General features: G+C 69.0%; 17 protein-coding genes and 2 tRNA genes. 12 read left to right on the forward strand and 7 right to left on the reverse strand.

Features of this window, described 5'->3' with window-relative positions; all coding sequences use genetic code 11:
* Positions 1-438 precede the first annotated feature (438 nt).
* The gene (locus AC08OT_RS06805; RefSeq protein ID WP_462188008.1) at positions 439-879 is read left to right on the forward strand and encodes a type II 3-dehydroquinate dehydratase; all 441 of its coding nucleotides are present in this window, start codon (positions 439-441) and stop codon (positions 877-879) included.
* A gap of 593 nt (positions 880-1,472) precedes the next feature.
* Here the strand turns inward: AC08OT_RS06805 and AC08OT_RS06810 are convergent.
* Positions 1,473-2,717 carry a malic enzyme-like protein gene (locus AC08OT_RS06810; protein ID WP_476594677.1) on the reverse strand — a complete coding sequence of 415 codons (1,245 nt, stop codon included), beginning with the start codon at positions 2,715-2,717 and terminating at the stop codon, positions 1,473-1,475.
* A gap of 127 nt (positions 2,718-2,844) precedes the next feature.
* Positions 2,845-3,192 carry an ArsR/SmtB family transcription factor gene (locus AC08OT_RS06815; protein ID WP_476594676.1) on the reverse strand — a complete coding sequence of 116 codons (348 nt, stop codon included), beginning with the start codon at positions 3,190-3,192 and terminating at the stop codon, positions 2,845-2,847.
* Between the two features lie 461 nt (positions 3,193-3,653).
* Here AC08OT_RS06815 and AC08OT_RS06820 point away from each other — a divergent pair, with 461 nt between their 5' ends.
* Positions 3,654-5,267: a SulP family inorganic anion transporter gene (locus tag AC08OT_RS06820; protein WP_476602640.1), complete on the forward strand. Its 1,614-nt coding sequence runs from the start codon at positions 3,654-3,656 to the stop codon at positions 5,265-5,267.
* 104 nt (positions 5,268-5,371) lie between these two features.
* Here the strand turns inward: AC08OT_RS06820 and AC08OT_RS06825 are convergent.
* Positions 5,372-5,444: transfer RNA gene (locus AC08OT_RS06825), tRNA-Arg, on the reverse strand.
* 222 nt (positions 5,445-5,666) lie between these two features.
* Positions 5,667-5,891, reverse strand: coding sequence for a DUF3039 domain-containing protein (locus tag AC08OT_RS06830; protein WP_023839854.1), 225 nt, complete (start codon positions 5,889-5,891; stop codon positions 5,667-5,669).
* A gap of 246 nt (positions 5,892-6,137) precedes the next feature.
* Here AC08OT_RS06830 and AC08OT_RS06835 point away from each other — a divergent pair, with 246 nt between their 5' ends.
* Positions 6,138-6,830, forward strand: a complete 693-nt coding sequence (locus AC08OT_RS06835) for a metal-dependent transcriptional regulator (RefSeq protein ID WP_476592232.1) — start codon at positions 6,138-6,140, stop codon at positions 6,828-6,830.
* A 62-nt stretch (positions 6,831-6,892) separates the two neighbouring features.
* Here the strand turns inward: AC08OT_RS06835 and AC08OT_RS06840 are convergent, their stop codons facing one another.
* Positions 6,893-7,852: a C40 family peptidase gene (locus tag AC08OT_RS06840; protein ID WP_476595361.1), complete on the reverse strand. Its 960-nt coding sequence runs from the start codon at positions 7,850-7,852 to the stop codon at positions 6,893-6,895.
* 645 nt (positions 7,853-8,497) lie between these two features.
* Between AC08OT_RS06840 and AC08OT_RS06845 the strand changes: the two genes are divergently transcribed.
* From AC08OT_RS06845 to AC08OT_RS06860, 4 genes are all read left to right on the forward strand, one after another.
* Positions 8,498-9,787, forward strand: a complete 1,290-nt coding sequence (locus AC08OT_RS06845) for an ammonium transporter (RefSeq protein WP_476592234.1) — start codon at positions 8,498-8,500, stop codon at positions 9,785-9,787.
* Complete coding sequence (locus AC08OT_RS06850; protein WP_476592235.1) at positions 9,784-10,125, forward strand: P-II family nitrogen regulator; 342 nt, start codon at positions 9,784-9,786, stop codon at positions 10,123-10,125. The genes AC08OT_RS06845 and AC08OT_RS06850 overlap by 4 nt, the downstream gene beginning before the upstream one ends.
* Before the next feature lie 260 nt (positions 10,126-10,385).
* Positions 10,386-12,743 (forward strand): [protein-PII] uridylyltransferase, encoded by a 2,358-nt coding sequence (locus AC08OT_RS06855; RefSeq protein ID WP_476602641.1) that lies wholly within the window; start codon positions 10,386-10,388, stop codon positions 12,741-12,743.
* A 74-nt stretch (positions 12,744-12,817) separates the two neighbouring features.
* A tRNA-Ser gene (locus AC08OT_RS06860) sits at positions 12,818-12,908 on the forward strand.
* A gap of 137 nt (positions 12,909-13,045) precedes the next feature.
* On the opposite strand, the gene lysS is transcribed toward AC08OT_RS06860, so the two are convergent.
* Positions 13,046-14,497 carry a lysine--tRNA ligase gene (gene lysS / locus AC08OT_RS06865; protein ID WP_476595359.1) on the reverse strand — a complete coding sequence of 484 codons (1,452 nt, stop codon included), beginning with the start codon at positions 14,495-14,497 and terminating at the stop codon, positions 13,046-13,048.
* Between the two features lie 410 nt (positions 14,498-14,907).
* On the opposite strand from lysS, the gene AC08OT_RS06870 reads away from it, so the two are divergent.
* Complete coding sequence (locus AC08OT_RS06870) at positions 14,908-16,008, forward strand: glycosyltransferase (RefSeq protein WP_476592238.1); 1,101 nt, start codon at positions 14,908-14,910, stop codon at positions 16,006-16,008.
* A 106-nt stretch (positions 16,009-16,114) separates the two neighbouring features.
* Here the strand turns inward: AC08OT_RS06870 and AC08OT_RS06875 are convergent, their stop codons facing one another.
* Positions 16,115-17,431: a polysaccharide pyruvyl transferase family protein gene (locus AC08OT_RS06875; RefSeq protein ID WP_476602642.1), complete on the reverse strand. Its 1,317-nt coding sequence runs from the start codon at positions 17,429-17,431 to the stop codon at positions 16,115-16,117.
* A gap of 631 nt (positions 17,432-18,062) precedes the next feature.
* Here AC08OT_RS06875 and AC08OT_RS06880 point away from each other — a divergent pair.
* The 4 genes from AC08OT_RS06880 to AC08OT_RS06895 all read left to right on the forward strand — a co-directional run bounded on the left by AC08OT_RS06880 (position 18,063) and on the right by AC08OT_RS06895 (position 22,412).
* Positions 18,063-18,896, forward strand: coding sequence for an NAD-binding protein (locus AC08OT_RS06880; protein WP_476592240.1), 834 nt, complete (start codon positions 18,063-18,065; stop codon positions 18,894-18,896).
* Positions 18,897-18,904: 8 nt separating this feature from the next.
* On the forward strand, positions 18,905-19,846 hold the full coding sequence (locus tag AC08OT_RS06885) for a RyR domain-containing protein (protein WP_476595357.1): 942 nt from the start codon (positions 18,905-18,907) through the stop codon (positions 19,844-19,846).
* Between the two features lie 287 nt (positions 19,847-20,133).
* Positions 20,134-21,267, forward strand: coding sequence for a diguanylate cyclase domain-containing protein (locus AC08OT_RS06890; protein ID WP_476592242.1), 1,134 nt, complete (start codon positions 20,134-20,136; stop codon positions 21,265-21,267).
* Between the two features lie 110 nt (positions 21,268-21,377).
* Positions 21,378-22,412 carry a hypothetical protein gene (locus AC08OT_RS06895; RefSeq protein ID WP_476592243.1) on the forward strand — a complete coding sequence of 345 codons (1,035 nt, stop codon included), beginning with the start codon at positions 21,378-21,380 and terminating at the stop codon, positions 22,410-22,412.
* Positions 22,413-22,459 lie beyond the last annotated feature (47 nt).

The following is a 22,459-nucleotide window of genomic DNA, read 5'->3' on the forward strand; positions in this document are numbered from 1 at the left end:
CGGCATTGCCATTGGCCCTGTTCCAACGCCCGGATCAGACCACCGCGCTCCTCGTCGGAGTACTGCGGCCAGGCTGGCAACTCCGGCGCATGCCGTGCTCTACCGATCACGATCCCCACCCTATTTCTTACCTGTGGCCATACCGTTGTTCTCCGCGCCGGGATCAAGGTTCCGTCGACGGTTCCATTATCGCGACCAGCGAAGGAATCCACACAAGAGGATGCATGACGGACGGTACCTTCAGTACCCCCGGGTTCCCCATCGACCTCCGGGCATGACACATCAGCATCAACGGACGGGCTACAAATGAACTCTAGAAGAACATCTCAGCCAATCCACCCAGCTCACAAGTGTCCAGCAGGTGGCTTTAGCTATAAATGTGGGGTTCCGGATAAGAGACGCCGGCCGTCGAGCCGGCCAGCCTGTCTGCGAGGTGCCGTGCCCACGCTACTTCTCCTGAATGGCCCCAATCTGGGCATACTCGGCCGGCGCCAGCCGGAAGTTTACGGCACGGCGACACTGGCCGATATCGAGGCGGCCGTCGCGGCTCGGATCTCGGACCGCGGATGGAAACTGGTCTCCGTGCAACGTGAATCCGAAGGCGAATTGATCAACACCATTCAAGATAATTACGGCTCGATCGGCGCGATCGTCAATCCAGGTGCGCTGATGATGTATGGCTGGAGCCTTCGCGACGCTTTGGCCAACTATCCGAACCCGTGGATCGAGGTCCATCTCTCCAATGTCTGGGCCCGGGAGTCCTTCCGGCACGAATCCATTCTCTCGGCGCTCGCCCGGGGAGTGATCGTCGGCCTGGGGGCCCTCGGGTACGAGCTTGCCGCTCAGGCACTGCTGGACCTCGTCCCCGCGCCGAGCTGAGACGTCCCGCCGGGCCAGGAACGACTCTTCGGATGGCTGGTCACGCGGAGCAGCATTCGTACCCCCTTCCCAACGTGACCAGGCCACCCGCGACGTGGAACTCCCCACGCCAGGCCGGCCGGCTTCGGACGCACGAGCGTCCTCGGCCCGGTGTCATCTCCTCGGCCATGTCGATTCCTCGGCCGTGCCGGTCCGGCTCGGGCTTCCCGGCAGGCCGAAGAACCGGGGTGGCGCATTACTGGAATATGGCCGTACGGCCCTTTAGAATTCATAATGAAGTAATTAATGCAAGCCAATATGCGTCTTCGCAGGTCACGGGCTCGCGAGGACCCCGAAGTGAACAAGTTATTTTATTCCGAATCCTTAGGGCATTTTTGGACGATGTGTTGCAAAGACCAGACCGGTGCCGCCGTACTTCCGCATCCGTAATGCCGGCGGGAGAGTGCCGCCCATGACGACGCACCCTGTTCATCCCGTTCATGAGGAACGGTCCTCCCAACGGACGATCTCTCGCCGAGATTCGCCGGTGGGCCTGTCGGTGGCGGGCCCCACCACCCCTACCAGGTGACCACCTCCGCCGGGAGCGCGGTGAGCTACTCCTGCGCGGTGAGGGCGTGGGTGGCGGCCGCGGCAACGGCGGGGGCGAGCCGTGGATGGTCGAGGGGAGGCAGCACGCTGCCGGGCGGCGTCTGACCGACGAGGGCGTGCACGGCGGCGAGGCGGGCAGCGGGGGTGACCGGGCGGCGAGTGGTGACGACCGCCCGCAGCAGTCCGGGCAGCGCGTGCAGCGGGCGCGGGCCCGAGGTGGCGCGGGCCAGCGGAGGGGGCGTCTCCGGGCGGGTCCGCAGGACGGGAACGCCCTTGGGCGGCGCCGCCAAGCCGATCAGGTCGACGATCAAATCGAGTTCGGGGGCGAGCAGGTGCAGCGGCTGGATATCGTAATCGACCGGATCGTAGAGAGTGATCTCGTGGATGCCGACACCGATCAGTAAGCCGGCGAGATCGCCGCCCCGAGCCGGGTCCACGACGGCGACGCGGGCCCGCCCCGGCGCGAGGTCACGCGCCCGGAGATGGTTGAGGACCGCGGCCGCGGCGGCGACGGCGAGACCGTCGTTGACGGTGTCGAGCAGCAGATACGGGGCGGCGGACCGCAGCGCGGCGCGGGCGGCGTCGATACGGCGGACGTGTGTGTGGACCAGGACGGTGGCGGCGAATCCCGGAGCGAGCATGCCGATCGCCGCGGCGAGCTCGGCTGCGGTGTGGGCGGCGATCGGCATGGGGATGACGTCGAACCCGGTCGCCCGGTGCAGGTGGACCGCCTGGGACTCGACCGCTGGCAGGGCCGCCTCAGCGGCCAGCGGCTCGAAGTCCAGGACGGCGCTGCCGTCGGTGAGCAGCGCCACCCGGCGCGGCCGGCCGGTGAACCGGTCGGTGTGCGCCGGGTGCATGGCCAGGTGGCTGATGACGCGGCGATCGGCGTCAGCGTCCAACAACGCAAGATCGTGACCGGTCATGACCGACGCGCGGAGACACTGGGCGAGTTTGCCGGTCGACGCGACGGTGAAGACGGGATCCTCGGTCTGCAACAGATCGGCACCCAGCCGCTCCCGTAGCGCCCGGACCAGCCAGGTCAATGTGGACCCGCTGTCGGCATCCAACGTGATCCGCCGGCCGCCCCCGGGATCCGGCTCGTCCGCGTAGCACGTCACGGGGCCGGGGGCTGCGGCGATGACCGCCTCGATAATCATCGTGGCCCGGTGCGGAACGCGGACCGTGACGCTGTAGGCGGGGTTGACCCCGGCTGGACCGGCTGAACCGGCCGGGACAGAGGGCGTCACGCCGGCTCCACCCGTGCCCGACTCCGTCGGGTGCGCGCCGGTCCCCCAGGCGACCCCTCGGCGGGACTCCCATCTCCGGGAGTCCCATAGGCGGGACTCCCGGAAATCGGTCCACCACATTTCATGCTCATGAGGAGCTTGTCTCCGCTTCGCGCAACTCGGCCAACAGCCCGGCCTGCCCGGCCGCCATCTCGGTCAGAATCCGCCGGGCCGCGCGCATCAGCTCCGCCACGCCCCCGCCCGCGAGCGCGTACACCACCGTCGGGCCGTCCCGCGTCGCGGTCACGATCCCGGACCGGCGCAGCACCGCGAGCTGTTGGGAAAGGTTCGACGACTCCACCTCGATCGCGGCCAGGAGATCCCGCACCGGCATCGGCCCGTCCTGCAGCAACTCCAGCACCCTAATCCGCACCGGATGTCCAAGCATGCGAAAAAATTCCGCTTTAGCCTGGTACAATGGAACTCGCCTCGTCACGAGTCACCTCCCGTCGACTCCGCACAGCTCCGGCCGGGGCCTACCGGCCGAGATACCAACCTGGCCGGAGTACCGGCGACCGCCCACCCAGAGACCACGTCGGCATGGTGAGCAGCGCCGCGACCCGTTCGCGCCCGATGGCGGCCTTTCCGCCAGTTACAGAATTTATCAACTGTTCGTTACCACACTTCGGAGCCGGAAAACGGCTCTTTATCGCACGGCACGGCTCCACGGGGGGCGCTGTGTCCAAGATCTCGCTCACCCCATACTTTTGATCATGTAAATTGAAGAAACTTTCAATTTTTCATCCCAGCATACGGGAGGATCGGATCCGCATCGAGACGACAGCGGGGCAGGCCGAGGACTCCCGACCCCCCGGCCCCACCCCCATAAGGACGGCCCCGTCACGCTGGTCCAAGCCACTCGGCCGGCTCCTGCCCGGCCGGGCCGATATCGAGAGCATGCGCCGCCAGCCAGGCCGTGACCTGCTCGCGGGGATGACCGTTGCGGTGGTCGCGCTGCCGCTCGCGCTGGGATTCGGGGTCTCCTCCGGCCTCGGCGCGACCGCCGGGCTGGTGACGGCGATCGTGGCGGGTGCTCTCGCAGCGGTCTTCGGGGGGTCGAACCTGCAGGTGTCCGGGCCGACCGGCGCGATGACCGCCGTGCTCGTGCCGATCGTGCACCGGCACGGGCCGGCCGGTGTGCTGACCGTCGGGCTGCTCGCCGGGATGATCCTGCTCGCACTCGCAGTCCTGCGGGTCGGCCGCTCCGTGCGATATGTGCCGGCGCCCGTGGTGGAGGGATTTACCGTCGGCATCGCCGCGATGATCTTCCTTCAGCAGGTTCCCCCGGCCCTGGGAGTACGCGCCCGGAACGGTGACCGGGTGACCGGCGTGGCCTGGGCGGCTGTAGCCGACTCCGTCCACCGGCCGCACTGGCTCGCACTCGCGCTCGCCGTCGGCGTCGCGGCGACGATGCTGGTCGGCGCCCGGCTGCGGCCCACGGTCCCGTTCTCGCTGCTCGCCGTGGCCCTCGCGACGGCCCTCGTCACGGCCCGCGGGTGGGACGTCACGACCCTCGGCGCGATCCCCGCCACCCTGCCCGGTCCCTCTCTCGGCTTCCTCGACATCACCGCGATCCCGACGCTCGCCACGGCCGCCGTCGCCGTGGCCGCGCTCGCCGCCCTGGAGAGCCTGCTCTCGGCCAGTGTCGCCGACGGGATGACCGTCGGCCAGAACCACGACCCCGACCGGGAGCTGTTCGGCCAAGGGCTGGCCAACCTTGCCGTCCCGCTGTTCGGCGGGGTGCCCGCCACCGGCGCGATCGCCCGCACCGCGGTCAACGTCCGCTCGGGTGCCTCGTCCCGGCTCGCCGCCCTCGCGCACGCCGTGGTCCTCGCCGGGGTGATGCTCGCCGCCGCCCCCCTGGTCGCGCGCATCCCGCTCGCCGCGCTCGCCGGTGTTCTGCTCGCCACGGCGGTGCGGATGGTCGAGGTCTCCTCGTTGCGCACCCTCGGCCGTGCGTCACACTCCGATGCCCTGGTCATGGCGCTGACCGCCGGGGCGACCCTCGCGCTCGACCTCGTCATCGCTGTCGTCCTCGGCCTCACGGTCACCGGCGCCCTCGCCCTGCGCGCGATCGCCCGAACCGCGCGGGTCGAGGAGGTGCCGCTGGACCCTGACGATCATCACGATTCCGAACACGCGCTGCTCGCCGAGCACATCGTCGCCTACCGTATCGACGGTCCCCTGTTCTTCGCCGCCGCCCACCGCTTCCTGCTAGAGCTCACCGAGGTAGCCGACGTCGAGATCCTCATCCTCCGGCTGTCCCGGGTCAGCACCGTCGACGGCACCGGCGCCCTCGTCCTGCGCGACGTCATCGACCGGCTCGAACACCGCGGCGTCAAGGTGTATGTGTCAGGGCTGCGACCCGAGCATGCCAAAGCGGTGGCCGCCGTCGGTCTGGTGGACCGGCTACGCGGCCAGGGACGCCTGTTCGACTCCACCCCGTCGGCCATCCAGGCCGCCCGGGACCATCTCCACCACACCGGCGCCCTGGCTGCCGTCCCCATCTGAGCCCGCGCGACCTGAGCCGGCGCGGCGTCAGCCGCGGTCGCGCGGCTCGCCCCGCAGGGGACTCTGGTCCCACCGACCGGAGGCGGCGATCGACATGACGGATGTGCCCCAGGCAGGAATCGGACCTGCAGCCTACCGCTTAGGAGGCGGTCGCTCTATCCACTGAGCTACTGGGGCCGGCGAGAGACATCGAGTCTGGCTCGTGCAACAGATCATACGGGGTCGCGGAGCGGCCGGCCCGGGGGACACCATGGATCCCGATCGGCAGGGCATCCGCACACCGTCCACAGCCCGCCGACACGCTCGATCTACTGCAACGACCGATTATTACCGAAGGCTCATGACAGCCATCGAGGACCGTGGCCGCCCGGCACTGTGTACCGGCGCGGCGCGGCGCGATCAGCCGAACTGCTCGGCCATCTCGACGAGTTCCTTGCATTTCGGACAGATCGGGAAACGCGAGGGGTCCCGCACCGGTTCGAACTTGTAGCCGCACAACGCCGTAACCCGGCCACCCTCGATGGACGCACGAACGATCTCCTCACGACGGGCGTAGTGAGAGTGATCGTCACCTTCGTCCGTCTGGGTGTTCGATGTCTCGGGCGCGATCTGAGTCGTGCTCATGGCGTCAAGTCTAGTGCCGCGGGCGCCGATGCCGGCCCTGGGTGCAAGCCCGCGCGCGGGAACGGGTGCCGCACGAGGACACGCCGCCGGACCGAAGCCATGGAACACGTCGTGGAACACCGACCCCGGTCCGCGGGAAGGGGGCGACGGGACATCGAAACCGGCCTGCCGGCATGGCCTTCGGGGGGCAGATGGCTCTTGTGACTCCCGGACGGGGCGTACCCTGGATAAGGACGAAGGAGACCGGTGACTGGATTGATCGACAGTACCGAGATGTACCTCCGAACCCTGTACGAGCTGAGGGAGGAGGGCATCCCCCCGCTGCGCGCGCGTCTGGTGGAGCGCCTGCATGTCAGCGCGCCGGCCGCGAGCGAGTCGACGGTTCGCCTGGCCAACGAGGGGCTGGTGTCCCTCGCCGACGACCGGACCGTGCAGTTCACGGAGAAGGGCCTGCTGCGGGCCACCGCCGTCATGCGCAAGCACCGTTTGGCCGAGCTGCTGCTCACGAAAGTCATTGGGTTGGATTGGGCGCTGGTACACAACGAGGCTTGCCGGTGGGAGCATGTAATCTCCGACGAGGTCGAGGCGCGCCTCACCGTCCTGCTCGGCGATCCAAAGCGCTGCCCGTTCGGTAACGAGATCCCGCCTTCCCGGCAGCACCACACCACGGCGCGGCCGACCTCCGCCCCGGTGAGCCTACTGGCGTCGGCCGACCTCGCATCGTCCGGCGGTGGCAGGCCGGTCACGGTGAGCTGGATCTCCGAGCGGTTGCAGACGGACGAAAGCATCATGCGCCGGCTTCAGGACGCCGCGATCGTCCCCGGCGCGCAGATCACGCCGGGCTCCCGCGGCAACCTGATCCACATCGTCACCCCCAACGGCCAGACCAACGCGGAGATCAGCCGTAGCACCGCGGCTCTCGTCTACGTCGACCGCTGACCCGTCGCCCACGGCACCGTCGCCGTCCCCGTCCTGATCGCTTCCGCCGACGGCCGATGGTGTCACGCTCCCGGCCGCGCGCCCCCCCGGAAGCTCGACCACCAGATCTTCTCCACCCTGACCACCTCCCCGGTCCGCGGAGCGTGGATCATCTTCCCGCCCCCGATATAGATCCCGACATGATCAAGATCGGCATAAAAGAAGACGAGATCACCGGGAATGAGGCCCGCCCGGTCCACGCGGCGCCCCTCATTCCATTGTGATCCGGTGTAGTGGCTCAGCGAGACCCCGGCCTTCCCCCAGACCCACTGCGTCAGGCCCGAGCAGTCGAAGGACTTCGGCCCCGCCGCGGCCCACACGTAGGGCTTGCCCAGCTGGGCGTATGCCTCCTGCACCGCGCGCGACGCGCCACCGCCGCCCGTCGGCGGGGTGGGTGCCGGGGTAGTCGGTGCCGGGGTAATCGGTGCCGGGGTAATCGGTGCCGCGGCGAACGCCCGGCCCGCGGCCGCAGCCGACTCCTTCCGATAACGGAGCCGTTCGGCCGCGGCCTGACGTTCCCTGGCCTGCCGTTCCAGCAATGCGTAGCGGGATTCGAGCCGCTGCAGCAGACTGCGCTGTTCGGCGGCGGACGCCTCGATGGACCGCTTCCGCGCGGCGAGCCGCATGACGATCTTCCTCTTGCCCGCGAGTGCCATGTCAGCGCTCCGGCGTGCCTCGGTGAGATCCCGACGCGCGAGCCGCAGGCCGGTGTCCGCCACCCGTTGCCGACGGGCCAGCGCATCGACCGCACCGGCCCGGTCGAGTACCTGTCGGGGGTCGCCGGTCAGCAGCAACGACAGTTGCCCGAATCCCCCGGCCCGATCCGCCGACACCGCCAACCCCCGATGTTTGTCCGCGGCCTGCCGTACAGCATCGTCAGCACGGTCGACCCGCCCGGCCGCGGCGGCCGCGGCCCGCTCGGCCTCGGCCAGCCGAATACGTTCGGCGTTGAACACCTCGGTGGCAATCGCCGTCTGACGCATGGATTCGTCCAGCCGTACCCGGGTACCGTTGATCTCCGCCTGCAGACTCTCCAGGCTTCCCGGGCTCCCCGGGGCCGACCCGGAGGCCGGAGTCGCCGGCGCCGCCCAGGCGGATCCGGCAGACCCCCAGACAACCGGAGGCCCGGCGACGAGAATGCCGACCAGTCCGAGAACAATGGGCGCTCCGGCTTTCGGGCGCCATCCGGTCGGATCGTTCCCGGTCGGCTGGGGACCGTCGGTCGGGCCGGCGGCGGGAGTCTGCCTTGCGACGTGTTTCGAAGTTCGCTGGCCGAACCGGGATGGCGGGACAGCACGGGGACGGCGGGGCCCGGGGCGCGGTTCGCCGGCGCTATGCCAGCCCTCCGTGGGGACACTGCTCACACTGCCGGACGGTAACTCTATGCAGTTATACAGTCACGAAAGCACGCCATGACGAGCGGAGAGTCTCCAAGTGCCCACCGCCAGCCGACGAGATCGGGTCACAGGCCACCCAATTTAGCGATTTCACACGTCAGAAACAGCTAAGACATAGGTCGGGAACAGATCTTGCCGACTCTTCGGACCCGAGGATCCGGGACGAGCGCAGCGTGGCCGGGGACCGGGTGAGCGCAGTCCGCGCATCGCGCGGGGAATGACAGGAGAGACATGGACAAATTGAATTCGGGCGATACCGCGTGGATGCTCATCAGTTCCGCGATCGTGCTGTTCATGACGCCCGGACTGGCGTTCTTCTACGGTGGCATGGTCCGAGCGAAGAACGTGCTCGGAATGATCATGCAGAATTTTTTCTGCATCGGGATCGTCACGCTGATCTGGTCGGTCATCGGGTTCAGCGTCGCATTCGGCGAGGGTAACGGCTTCTGGGGCGGATTCGACTTCTTCGCGCTCCAGGACCTCTCCGGCAGCGACGGCGCGATCCCGTACGTCGTGTTCGTCGCCTTCCAGCTGATGTTCGCGATCATCACGCCCGCCCTCATCACCGGCGCGATCGCCGATCGGATGAAGTTCAGCGCCTTCGCGATCTTCATCCCGCTCTGGTCGCTGCTGGTCTACTCGCCGATCGCACACTGGGTGTGGGCGAGCAAGGGCTGGTTGTTCGAGCGCGGCGCGTTGGACTTCGCGGGCGGCACGGTCGTCCACGCCAACGCCGGTATCGCGGCGATCGTGCTGGCGCTGGTCCTCGGCAAGCGGGCCGGTTGGCCGACCGGCGACTTCCGTCCCCATAACGTCCCGTTCGTTCTCCTGGGCACCGGCATCCTGTGGGTCGGATGGTTCGGGTTCAACGCGGGTTCCGCGCTGGGCGCCAACAAGGTCGCCGGGTACGCCCTGCTCAACACCCAGATCGCGACCGGCGTCGCGATCCTCGGATGGCTCGCGGTCGAGCAGCTGCGCGACGGCAAGGCGACCACCCTGGGAGCCGCGTCCGGCGCGGTCGCGGGTCTGGTAGCCATCACCCCGGCCTGTGGTTTCGTCTCTCCGATGGGTTCGATCGCCGTCGGCGGCATCGCTGGCGTCGTCTGCGCCCTGGCCACCTCGATCAAGGGCAAGGTCGGCATCGACGACTCGCTCGACGTCGGTGCGGTCCACCTGGTCGGCGGTGTGCTCGGCGCCCTGCTGACCGGCCTCTTCGCCACTGTCGACACGAACGAGGCCGGCAAGGACGGCATCTTCTACGGCGGCCCGTGGAGCGTCTTCGGGGAGCAGGTGCTCGCCGTCGGCGCGACGCTGGGCTACTCGGCCGTCGTGACGGCAATCATCGCTCTCGCCCTGAAGTACACCATCGGTCTCCGGCTGAACGCCGACGACGAGATCGCCGGCATGGACGAGGCGTTGCACGGGGAGACGGCGTACCGCTTCACGTCCATCGGCGGTAGCGGCTCGCTGCCCACGAGCAGCATCAGCCCCATCAAGGTGCCCGAGGAGGCCCAGGCATGACCAAGCTCGTCACCGCCGTCATCAAGCCGTTCAAGGTCGACGACGTGAAGGCGGCGCTCGAGACCCTGGGCGTGCACGGACTGACGATCTCCGAGGTCCAGGGCTACGGCCGGCAGAAGGGCCACACCGAGGTCTACCGCGGCGCCGAGTACAAGGTCGACTTCGTGCCGAAGATCAAGATCGAGGTGGTCGTCGCGGACGGGGCGGTCGACGATCTGGTCGCGACGATCACGTCGTCGGCGCAGACCGGCAAGATCGGCGACGGCAAGATCTGGGTCGTTCCGGTCGAGTCGGTGGTACGGGTCCGTACCGGCGAGCGGGGGGCGGACGCGCTGTAGTAGTGCCGGGCGTGGCAACGCCACCGCGGCACGGCTCCACCGCACCACCCGACTCCATCCATCACCGTTACCACGCACCACCCGGCACCACGCACCACCCGCGACACGCACCACCCGCGACACCGCACGATCCGGCACCACCCGAGACCACAGTTGCGCTGGTGCGCGTTTCTGTGTCCTCGGCTCGGCGCTCCGCTGGCCGTGATCGATCCAGATCCGAGATCGATCACGGCCAGACGGCCGAACGGAGGAGGACAGCCATGACGGACCGCCTGGAGATCCTCAAGGGCCGCTCCGAGCGCCTGCCCACGGCGACCGGCCCACGGCTGCGCCGCATCCTCACCGACCTCGCCGACCATGCCCTAGTCGACCTGTTCGGCGATCCCGGGCCGGGAATGGCCCTGGTGGCCGTCGGCGGCTACGGACGCGCGGAGCCCGCGTTCGGCAGCGATCTCGACCTCGTCCTCGTCCACGACGGCAAACAGAACGACATCTCCACCGTCGCCGACGCGGTCTGGTATCCGCTGTGGGATTCGGGGGTAGGCCTCGATCACAGCGTGCGCACCGTCGACGAGGCCATCATGGTAGCCGACGGTGACCTCAAGGCCGCGCTCGGCCTGCTCGACGCCCGCCACGTCGCGGGTGACGCGACGCTGGCCACGCAACTCGCCCAGCGGGCTCGCGCCCGGTGGCGGTCCCATGCCCCGAAACGACTGCCCGAGCTCGCCGAGGCCGTCGCGGAACGGGCCGCCCGGCTCGGTGAGGTCGCGTTCCTGCTCGAACCCGACCTGAAGGAATCCCGCGGCGGACTACGTGACGTCCATGCCCTGCACGCCCTCGCGGCGGCCTGGGTCGCCGAGTCCCCCTCCGAGCGGGTAACCGCCGCCGGTCAGGTGCTGCTCGATGCCCGCGGCGAGATCCGCCGGCTGAGTCGGGGACGAGCCCACGATCGGCTCCTGCTCCAGGACTCCGAGGCGGTCGCCACCATGCTCGGCTACGCCGACGCGCTCGCGCTCGCGCACGCGGTCGCCGACGCCGGACGCGCCATCTCCTGGACCTGGGACACCACCTGGTACCGGGTCGCGGCCGGCCTGCGGTCGGTGGCGCGGTGGCGCGGTGGCGGCCGGCGGCCAGCCCGCCGCCCCCTCGGCGAAGGGGTGGTCGACCAGGACGGCGAGGTCCAGCTCGCCCGGGACGTCGATCCGGCGAAGGACCCGGTCCTGGTGCTGCGGGCCGCCGCCGTGGCCGCACGAAGCGGGCTCCCGCTGGGCCGCTACGCCGTCGACCGGCTGGCCCGGGAGGCTCCACCGATGCCCGACCCCTGGCCTGACGCCGCCCGTGACGCGCTGGTCACGCTGCTGGCCACCGGCGACGCGGCCGTGGGGGTGCTGGAATCCCTCGACCAGGTGGGGCTGCTCGTCCGGCTCATCCCGGAGTGGGCGGCGGTGCGCAGCAGACCACAACGCAATCCCTACCACCGTTACACCGTCGACCGGCATCTGATGGAGGCCGCGGCGCGGGCCGCCGCACACACCCGCGAGGTGGACCGGCCGGATCTGTTGCTGCTCGGCGCCCTCCTGCACGACATCGGTAAGGGCTTCCCCGGCGACCACACCGACGCGGGCATCGTGCAGATCGAACGGATCGGCCCGCGGCTGGGCCTGCCGCCCGAGGACGTTGACGTGCTTGTCGCCATGGTCCGCCACCACCTGCTTCTCGGCGAGGCCGCGACCAGGCGGGACATCGACGATCCCGGGACAATCGAGAGCGTCGCCGCGTCCGCCGGCAGCGTGCGGATCCTCACCCTGCTGCACCGACTGACCGAGGCCGACTCCCGGGCCACCGGCCCGACCGCGTGGAACGCCTGGAAGGCGCGGCTGATCGGTGACCTCGTCGAGCGGGCCCGGGCCGTCCTCGGCGGCGAGCGGGTCCCGTGTCCCCCGCACCTCGACGATCGGCAGCGTGGTCTGCTCGCGCTGCCCGACGAGCACGTCGTCCAGGTCAATCCGCTGCCGGACGAGGGCATGTTCGAGATCGTGGTGGTCAGCGCCGACCACGTCGGACTGCTGGCGATCATCGCTGGTGTCCTTGCGCTGAACCGGTTGGACATCCGGCGGGCCTCGGCCCGGAGGAACGGCGGTCGGGCGCTGCTGCAGGCCGCCGTGGCCGCGCCGCACGGACGGGTACCGGAGCCGGCGCGGCTGCTCGCCGACCTGCGGGCCGCGCTCGCCGGCATCCTCGACGTCGCCGGTCGGCTCGCTGCCCGGGAACGCGACTACGCCGGGGCCAAGCGGTGGACCACGCCCGGCGCACCTCAAGTGATCTTCGATGACGACCTGGGATCGATGACCGTGATCGAGGTACGCGCCCCCGACCAGGCCGGCGTGCTGTACCGGATCGTACGGGCGCTGTCCGGGTTGCGAATCGATGTCGCCACCGCCATCGTCGCAACCCTCGGACTAGACGTGGTGGACGCCTTCTACGTGCGGGAGGCCGATGGTGGTCCGGTGGCGGACGGCGGACGGCGCCGTGAGATCGCGGACGCGATCCTCGCGGCCCTGGGACCGATGGAACCCATGGACCGCGCGGAACCGGCCGGCCGGACCACACAGACGTGATCCAGCCCGCCGGGATCCGCTCGGACCAAGCGTCAGCACCGTCGTGGGAGACGCTATGATGAGCAGGCACGTTGGGAGGCTTCGCCTAGTCCGGTCTATGGCGCCGCACTGCTAATGCGGTTGGGGGCATACACCCCCTCCGGGGTTCAAATCCCCGAGCCTCCGCATCGACCAGGCGTTTTGAACGTACGTTCGAGACGCCTGGACAATTTCAAGATCATGCATCTCTAGTCGGCGGCAGTGGCCTCGGCGGGACCACGGACGGGCGAGTCGAAACGAGGGAATCCCACGGGCCGGAGCCGTCACAGGTCATCTTCGACGGGGGCTGTCTGGTCTTTGTGGGCGCCGCGCATGGTGGGGAAGAGGACGACATCGCGGAGAGTCAGGGCGTCAGTGAGCAGGGCAACGAACCGGTCGATGCCGAGCCCGAGGCCGGACATCGGGGGCATCCCGTATTCCATGGCCTCGATGAAGTCCTCTTCGAGCATCATGGTCTCGTCGTCGCCGGCCTCCCGCAGCGCGGCCTGTTCCTCAAGCCGCTGCCGCTGTTCGGCGGGATCGACGAGTTCGGAGTAGGCCTTGACGATCTCCACGCCGTTCACCACGATCTGGAACATGTCAAGCGCGGTGGGATCGGTGTCGCTGCGCCGGGCCAGCGGGACTAGTTCCGCCGGGTGGTGCACGAGGAAGCACGGCTGGACGAGATCGGTTCGGACCGTCTTCTTGTAGAGCAAGTCTACCAGGCCGGCGTAGGACGGGGAGGTCCCGACGTCCAGGCCGAGTTCGGCCACCCGGGCGCGCAGAGTGGGAAGATCACGGACGACGGTGAGGTCGATGCCGGTGCGCCGCTCCACCTCGGCCCGGTAGTCGATCTCCGGCCAGTCGGTGCCGAAGTCGATCTTGATACCCTCGTAGGTAACCGCCCGGGTGCCGAGGACGTCGTCGAGGACCGTGATGATCAGTTCGCGGACGAAGGCCATGTTGTCGTGGTAGTCCCAGTAGGCGGCGTACCACTCCAGCATCGTGAACTCCTGGAGGTGCGAGGAGTCCATGCCTTCGTTGCGGAAGTTGCGGCCGAGTTCGTAGACGCGGTCGTAGGCGCCGACGACGATCCGCTTGAGATAGGTCTCGGGGGAGATCCGCAGGTAGAAGTCCTCACCGAGGGCGTTATGCCTGGTGATGAACGGGCGGGCCGCGGCGCCGGACGCTGCCTCTTGCAGCATCGGGGTTTCGACTTCGAGGAAGTCGTTGTCGTCGAGGAAACGCCGAATCCGCCTGATGATGTTCGCTCTGGTCTGGAAGCGTTCCCGGGACTCGGCGTTGACGAGCAGGTCGAGGTAGCGGCGGCGGTAGCGGGCCTCGACGTTGGACAGGCCCTGCCACTTGTCCGGAAGGGCACGCACGGTCCGGTTCAGCACCGTCATCTCGGAGATGGCGACGGTCCGTTCGCCGCGGCGGGTGGTGTAGAGGCTGCCGGCGACCCCGACGAAGTCGCCGATCTTCACAGCCCGGGACCATTCCTTGACGACCTCGGCACCCAGATCGGTCTTGGACAGGGAAACCTGCACCCGGCCGCTACGGTCCTGGAGATGCCCGAAGATCAGCCCGCCCATACGGCGCCACAGGACCACGCGGCCGGCGAGACGGACAGCCGTCCCGTCGGGAGCGGCTGCGGCATCGGCCGCGACCGCGTCGGTCCGGTAGCCGGACCGCGGCCCCGCCACCTCGGTTACCCCGGACTCCTCGATCGACATCAACACACCCTCTTGCCGCAGAAAGCACCAGCTAGCCACGAGGGTGGCGTTGCGTGAACGCTCCCGGGCGGGCCAGGCGACGGACCGCCATCCAGAGATGACTGCTCCAGCCTACCGACCCTCAGCGAACCACAGCCGGCGTAGGTCATCCTGATAGTGGTCGATCGTGGCTTCCGCGAGATGCCGGGCACGGCCAGCTCCATGATCGCGAAACGCTCGGACGCCGACGCCGCCAGGGGCGGCAGGGCTTGTTCCTTTGACGGCGGGTATCACGATTGGTGGCGGGTATCACGATAGTCAAACGCTCTTCTGCGCCTTGTTTTGTTCACATCCGTCCGGAAATGTTCTCCGATGGGTTGGGTGTGACCGGGTTGGGTTCGACAGGTTGAGGTGAATAGGGTGGTCATCGCGTGAAGGTGCTGCTCTACACCGACACAGCCGGCCGTGGGGGCGCCGAGATCAGCCTGGGCAATCTCGCGGCGGCGGCGGATCCGGGCCTGGACGTCCAGGTTGCCGGTTCCGACGCCGGGCTGGTCGAATGGGTCGCCGGCCGTCGGCGCGGCGGCGCGTCCGTCCATGTCGTGCGCGGGGGGACTGGCGCGCACGTGCGGCTGCTGCGCCGGGTACGCCCCGACGTCCTGCACGTCAACCGGTGTGTGCCGTGGGCGTGCGCGCCGATGCTGACCGCCGGTCTGGCGGCCGGAGTGGCCGGTTGCGATCTGCGGGTCGTCGCCGTCGATCAGCTTCCGCTGCGGACGACTGACCTGCCGCTGCTCCTGCGGACCAGGGCGCTGTCGCGGCGGGCGGACGCTCGGATCGCCGTGGGAGCCGGCAACGCGCGACGGGTGGAGGACTTCTACGTCCTGGGACGCGGTTCGGTGTGCAGCATCCCGAATGGTGTCCCCGACCTCGGCGCCCCGCCGCACCGGCCGGCCAGGCCGGGCCCGATGGTGGTAGGTAGCCTTGGCCGGCTCGATCGGATGAAGGGCTATGACGTGCTCATCGCCGCTCTGGCCACGATGGACGGGGCGAACGTGGTTGTCGTCGGTGACGGGGCCGAGCGCCGCCAGCTGATCGAGCTCGCGGCGGCCAGCGGGGTGGCCGACCGGTTCGCCCTCGCCGGCTGGTCCGACGCGGCGCGCGGCGCCCTAGCCGGCTTCGACGTCTTCTGCCTGCCGTCCAGGACGGAGGGCTTTCCGCTGGCGATCGTCGAGGCGATGCTATTCAGGCTGCCGGTGGTGGCGACAGCGGTCGGCGGCGTCCCCGAAGCAGTGATCGACGGCGAGACCGGGCTGCTCGTGCCCGCTGGCGACCCGGCCGCCCTGGCCGCTGCGCTGTGCCGGTTGCGGGATGATCCGCTCCTGCGCCACCGGCTGGGGGAACGGGCACGGCAGGCGGCCGTGAGCACCTTCACCGACCGCCAGATGGCCCGCGCCTACCTCACGCTCTGGGAACGGTGCCGCTCGCAGCCGCGGGCCTCTCGCCTGCGGCCCGAACCGCCGCGCCCATGACCTTGAACTGACCGCGAATTCGGGAACTGACGGAAATCCACGAACTGACCACACATCCAGCTCAGGCTTCGCCGGACCTCGTGCCCGGACCAGACCCCGCTCCGGCTCAGTGTGGCTCTCCAGTGGCGTCCGGCAGGCCGCGGCGCGCCAATGCCATCAGCTCCGGCCAGGCGGCCCGCAGGTTGCGGCGCAGCGCGGGCGCCTGCGCGAGAACGGTGCGGAGCACATCGGCGAGACGCTCGCCAGCACAGGCCTGGGCGGGTTCGAGTTCACACCATGCCGGCAGCCTCGCGCTTTCCAGCAGGCCCGAGAACTTGTCCTGGTAGCCGACCGCCAGAGGGGGGACACCCTGGCTGATCGCCGCAACCGCCAGATGCATCCGACCGGTGAGGACCATGTCCACCGCACCTACGAGTGCCTTGGCTCCGGCCGGTCCGGCGTCGGTGTGCAGCACGTGGGCACGTCCGGGTTCCCGCTCGTCCAGCCGGCGGTGCAGCCGCTCGGCGAGCATCAAATCGCCTTGTTCCCCGCGCCGGTCGTGCGGGATCAGCAGCCACGACGCGCCGGCCAGCCCGGCATCGCCCAGCCCGTCCACGTACCCGTCGAACAGCTCGGGAACCCGACCCGCTACCAGATGGTTGATGTTCACTGCGCCCACCCGGCGGCCGTCGGCGCGCTGCCGGTCCAGCCATGCCCGCGCCGGCGCCCCACCGGGCTGGTGGAGATCCGGCTCGAGCAGGAAAGCCAGCTCGGCGACCAGTTCGGCGGTGATGCCGAGCGTGGCCAGCCGGGCCTGGGAGTGCGGGTCCCGCGCGCACACCCGCACATGTCCGCTCAGGCAACGCAGCGCGCGGGCTGCGGCCGGATCTGCCTGTGCCCGCCAGCTGTGCCCCAGCAGGGTGACCTGGGCGCCGGCGTGCAGGCTCAGCGCGGCCAGCTGCGCGTAGCGGACCGCGAGCTCGGCACCGTAGGCTCCGTCCAGGATGTCCGCACCGAGGATGTGGACCTCGGTGACCGATGCGAGCAGCGGGACCATGCCCAGCCACGCATCCCAGGCGGCCGCGCCCCGTGCCAGCAGCACCGGTTCCAGATCTCCTGCGGGAGCCGTCCCCAGCGTGCGCTGCCAGGATGGGGCGCCGACGTCAACGTAGCGGCAGTACGCACCGTGCCGGGCCGCAAGCGCCGCCCAGGCGACACGCATCATGGCCTCATCCCCGAGACTGCCCCAACCGGCCGGTGGCACCAGCAGGGCTGCCGGCCGAGCACCGCCCGCCCGCAGCTCCGTCGGGGGCCATCCCCGCTCGCCGGCAAGGTCCCGGAGCAGGGTGGCAGGGCCGCACCCGGCGCTACCCTCGTAGCTGCCACTTTCAGGAACGATTCGCCCCGGCCTGTGAGCGGCCTCGTCACCAACCACAGAGAACACCCTTCCGTCATCCCCGCCCGATTCATCGAGGAGTACCTACCCAATACCTGTGAGTGATGACTGGCGTTGCGCCACTCGCCTTATCCTGACCCGGCCGGGTAGCGATCAGGTACGGCTGATGGGGACGTTTCGGGTATGACTGGCGGGGACGTTCTTGACGGCAACCGGGCAAGGCGGCGTGCGCCGCACGGTGGTCCGGAACCATCGGCTCAGACCGGGACCAGCAGCGCGGCTCAGGCCGGGACCAGGTGAGCGCGGCACCCGCCAGGCCAGGGTGGCCGCTTCCGCCGGCTCCTGCCGGGCACCGGTGAGAGGGGTGCGTGTGAGTGCAGCGCCGCGTGCCGCGGAAGGGGGCCATGCCCGGGCGAGTCGCCGGCCGCCGGCCGCCGTCGATTCACCCGCTGAATCCTCACCCCGGCGGACATCGATTCCGTTACTTTCCCGGTCGTCGGAATATCTTGTCGATGAATATCAGGGAGAGATCAATCACGGGTCCGGCTCCCCGACGAAACCTCCCGATGTCCGGTCCCCGGGCCTGGCTGAACTGTTGGCCGGCGGAGGAGACAGGAGGCTGGTAGGCACCATGTTCTAGGATGTTCTGCTGATCATTTTTCGGAACATGGAAGGCGCCGTGGCAGTCGTTTCCTCCCGGATACGCCACCCGGTGCGGACCGTCCGCTGGATGTTCAACGGACTGTTCCAGCCGCCCGCCGGCTGGCGACGCCTATGCCTGCTTGCCGCGGTTTCAGCATTCAGCCTGGGGGTGGTCGGGCTTTGGCAGATGTCCCGAAGCCCCGGCGCCGGCCTCAGCGCCACCGACATCGCCTACGGCAGCCTGGGGCTTTTCTTCGTCCAGCCACCGGACCTGCCCAATGACGTCGGTCTCCCGATCTCCTTTGAGATCGCCCGCTTCCTGGCGCCTACGGCCACTGCTTATGTACTCGCGGATGCGCTGGTCAAACCGATGGCCGCCCTCCAGGCCACACTGTCCCGGGGGCACGCGGTCATCTGTGGCAGCGGACCGACGGCGCTTGCCTTCGCGGAACGCCTGCGGGCCGCGTCCCGCCAGGTTGTACTGATCGATGACGCCGACAGTATCGAAATCGCGGAACATGCCCGCCGTCTAGGTCTGGTCCTGCTACGAGGAGATGCGCGTCGTGAGGATGTGTTACGGCGGGCTGGCGTGGCCCGGGCCGACCAACTGTACGTGTGTGGGACTGCGTCCGGATATAACGCTGCTGTCGTCGCGGCGGCGGAGCAGGTGTCACGCCAGCGCCACCGCCCGCTGACATGCTACGCGGAGGAGTCGGATCCTGACGTGCTCGACGCCCTGTGGACGCTTCTGCTCGGCAGGGAACACATCGGTCATCTCACGGTCGAGTTCTTCAACACCGCCCGTCTCGGTGCAGGTCTTCTGCTCGACGACGAACGGATCGCGTTCGCGCCCCCGGCCTGTCCGTCGTGATAGTGGGCATGGGCCCGTTCGGCCGGGAGCTGCTCCTGGAACTCGCGCGGCGCCGCAGAGAGGTAGGTGCGACGTCGCGGATGCAGGTGACCCTCATCGACAAGAATGCCAGCGGTGTACTGAGGCTGCTGCAGACCCGCTATGGCCTCGTCGAGGCGACGATAGACACCACCTGCCAGGATACGGGTTCCGACGAGGTCGACCTGAACGCTCTCCTGGATGGATACGCCCCGGAAGGTACCATGCAGTTGGTGTTCATCTGCTACGAGGACGAGGAACTGGCGTTACGCAAGGCTCTTGCGGTTTCCCGGCTGCCCGGACACCGCAAGGTGATCGTTCGGGTGGACCGCATGACCCCCTTCGGGCAGGCCTTCGGTAGCGGTGACGGCGCGCGACCGCTGGACATCCTCTACCGCGGCCTCACCGTTTTTCCGCTGCTGGACCGCGTCTGCGATCCCGACCAGCTACAGGATCCCCAGGTCGAACAGCTCGCCAAAGGAATACACCGAGACTACTGTCGGCGGCGGATGGAAGCCGGCGAAAGACCGGAAGAAAACCGCGCGCTCGTCGCCTGGGAAAATCTCTCGGAGGACTTTCGCAACGCCAACTACGAACAGGCCCGCGACATCCGCCGGAAACTCGATATGATCGGCTGCGGAATCGTTGCCGGCGCTGTCCGGGACGATCCCTTTTCTTTCAATGTGACCGACGCGCAGCACAACGAGGTCAAAATTCTCGCGAAGCGGGAACACGAGCGGTGGATGGTCGAGCGCCAGGCTAACGGGTGGCGGTACGGACCCCACCGGGACAACGATCGAAAAACTCATCCCATGCTTGTGCCGTGGGACGACCTTGATGCCCCTAGTCGCGAGAAGGACCGCGAGACCATCAGGCTGATACCGATGATTCTGGCCGAGGCGGGATTCCATATTGTCCGTCGCCGCAGCTGACCGGCTGACCGGCTGCAGCCACCCTCGCCCAGCGGAGTCACTATCCGCCCGCACCCGCCGCACTCACCCAACCCCCACTCCGCACACCGGTCAGCAAAACCGAAAACACATATACGAGGAAGCCGGGATGATCGGATTGATCTCACCACAGTAGTCCCGCCCGGCCGTGGGAGCGCGTGACTCGTCGCTCCCACGGCAGACCCACCCGTGTCCAGTACCGCAAGGCAGGTACGTCCAACTCACCTACCCGGCCACCCCTGGACCGGCAGTCGGAAGGAACCAGCTCGGTGCTGACCGACGACGTCGCGGTGGCCGTCCTTGACTCCCTCCCCTCGTCGGTCGCCGTGCTCGGCCCGGAGGGAACGGTGACCCGCCTCAACGAGGCATGGCGCCGCAATGCCGCCACCGGGGTGGCCCTGCTCCCCGTCCGGCCGGGCATCAGCTGGTTGGCGGCATGCGACAACGCGGCCAACTCAGCGGCTCGGCCGGCGGAACGAGCCACAGCCCGACCCGCGACCCTGTTGGCCGCCGCGGCGCTCGCCGATCCGGCTGCCCCGGTGCGGGCACTGGCGATCCTGTCCCGGCAGATTATCGACCGACGGCGCAAGCAGGCCCGGATCGAGATCCCGAAACCGACGCCACATGGTTATCGTTGGCTCGACGTACGCCTGCGCCCGCTGATCCGTGGTGACGGTCTGATCGTCGTCGTCGACGACGTCACCGAGCGACACCAGCGGGAGGAGGAGCTGCGGCATCACGCGTCGACAGATGCGACAACCGGGCTGGTGAACCGCACGGGGCTGCGCGCGCTTCTCGCTGCCCGACTGGCCGCGGGCCCGCCGGACACTGTGACCACCGTGGCGCCCGGAACAACCCCCGGACACGCCCTGCCAGCCGCCGCCGGCACGGCCATCACAACAGGCACGGCCAAAACCGGGCACAACCGCGGAACGGCCGTTCTCTTCCTTGACCTGGATGCATTTCGTCGAGTCAATTTCTCCTTCGGCTATCCGACGGGCGATGCCGTTCTGGATGCCGCCGCCCGCCGCTTTTCGAAGGTACTCCACCCCGGCGACATTCTCGGGCGCTGGGGCGGGGACGAGTTCGTCATCGTCACCGGACCCGTTACCGCAGCCGAGGCCGCAACCCTGGCCGAGCGGCTCATCTCCTCCCTGGACGAACCGCTGGACGTGCACGGTCATCGGATCAGCATGTCAGTGAGCGTCGGAGTGGCCCTGTCGGCCAGGCCGTCTCCGACCGGCCAGGCGCGCTCACCCGAACCTGCGGTCGGTTTCCCGATCCCAGCCGACGCTGCCGAGGTGAGTGACGCCATGGTGGAGCTGGCGGGTGCGGAGGTGATGCGCACCCGGACGATGGCACGCACGGCCGGGCGGGAGCATCATCCTTGCGACTCGCCATGAATCGTCATGGTGGTTTCTGCGCCACCACATATTTCGACCACAACACCAAGTAGAAGAACTCCCCGTCGGCCCGTCCCGCTCCCCGCTTTTCCACGCCGTATCTTCCATACATGCGCTTCACCCTCACCGTCCTCGATGCCACCCAGAATTCCAGCACGGACGTACTACTGACCGCCGCCCCGGAAACCCCGCTCCGTGCAGTGGCCGGGGCGATGGCCGCCGCTGTCCGCCCGCATCGGCGTACTCCCACACTGGCGCGGGCCGGGCCCTCGATCAACGTCTCCGGTACCGTCCGTCCACTCGACCCGGAGACAACCCTGGCCTCCTCGCCGCTGCGGGAGGGTGCGGTGGTGAGCCTTGATGCCACGGTGTCCCGGCGGGTCCGCGGGACGGGTCTGGTCGACCTGATGATCATCGGTGGGCCCGGGGCGGGCGACATTCATCACCTGCCGGCGGGTGAGTTCACCGTCGGCTCGGGACCCGGCTGCACTGTCACGCTGGAGGGTCACAGCAGCGACGAGCCCGCGCTGACCATCCGGGTCGAGGTCGGCGGTCGGTGCACCGTCACAGCCGGTCCGGGCGCGGCCGTCGTCGGCGACCACCCATCGTCGCCTGCCAGCACCATCCTGGCCGCGGTGCGGATCGCCCCGGTGACGTTGCTGCTCGTGCGGCCCGCACCGCTCACGGTGCTGACCCGCCCGTCCGTCTCCGCTCCTGGCATGCTCGACGTCAACCGTCCGCCTCGCCTGCATCCGCTGGATCGGGGGTCCGTCTTCGCCCTGCCGGCCGCACCCCGCCGTGTCCCGGTCCTCACGACGGTGCTGCCGCTCGCCGCCGCCCTGGGCACGGCTGCCCTGCTGCGAGCAGTCTACGTTCTGCTCTTCGCGGTGCTGGCGCCGGTGAGCCTGGTCGCCTCCGTGGTGAGCGGCCGACGGCGGGAGGGTCGGGAGTTCCGTGCAGCCATGGCCCGCTACCGGCAGGAGCGGGACGACGTCGAGGCCACTGCTCGTGCCGCGCTCGCGGCGGAATGCACCGAGCGTCATCGCAACCACCCCGATCCGGCAAGCCTGCTCGCCACCGCTCAGGGACCGACTGCGACGCTGTGGGAGCGGCGTCGCCATGACCCCCCGATCACCTGCACCTGAGGTTCGGCACGGCCGACCTGCCAAGCAGGGTCCGGACCACGGACCCC

It is taken from the genome of Frankia sp. CgJB1, assembly GCF_977947065.1.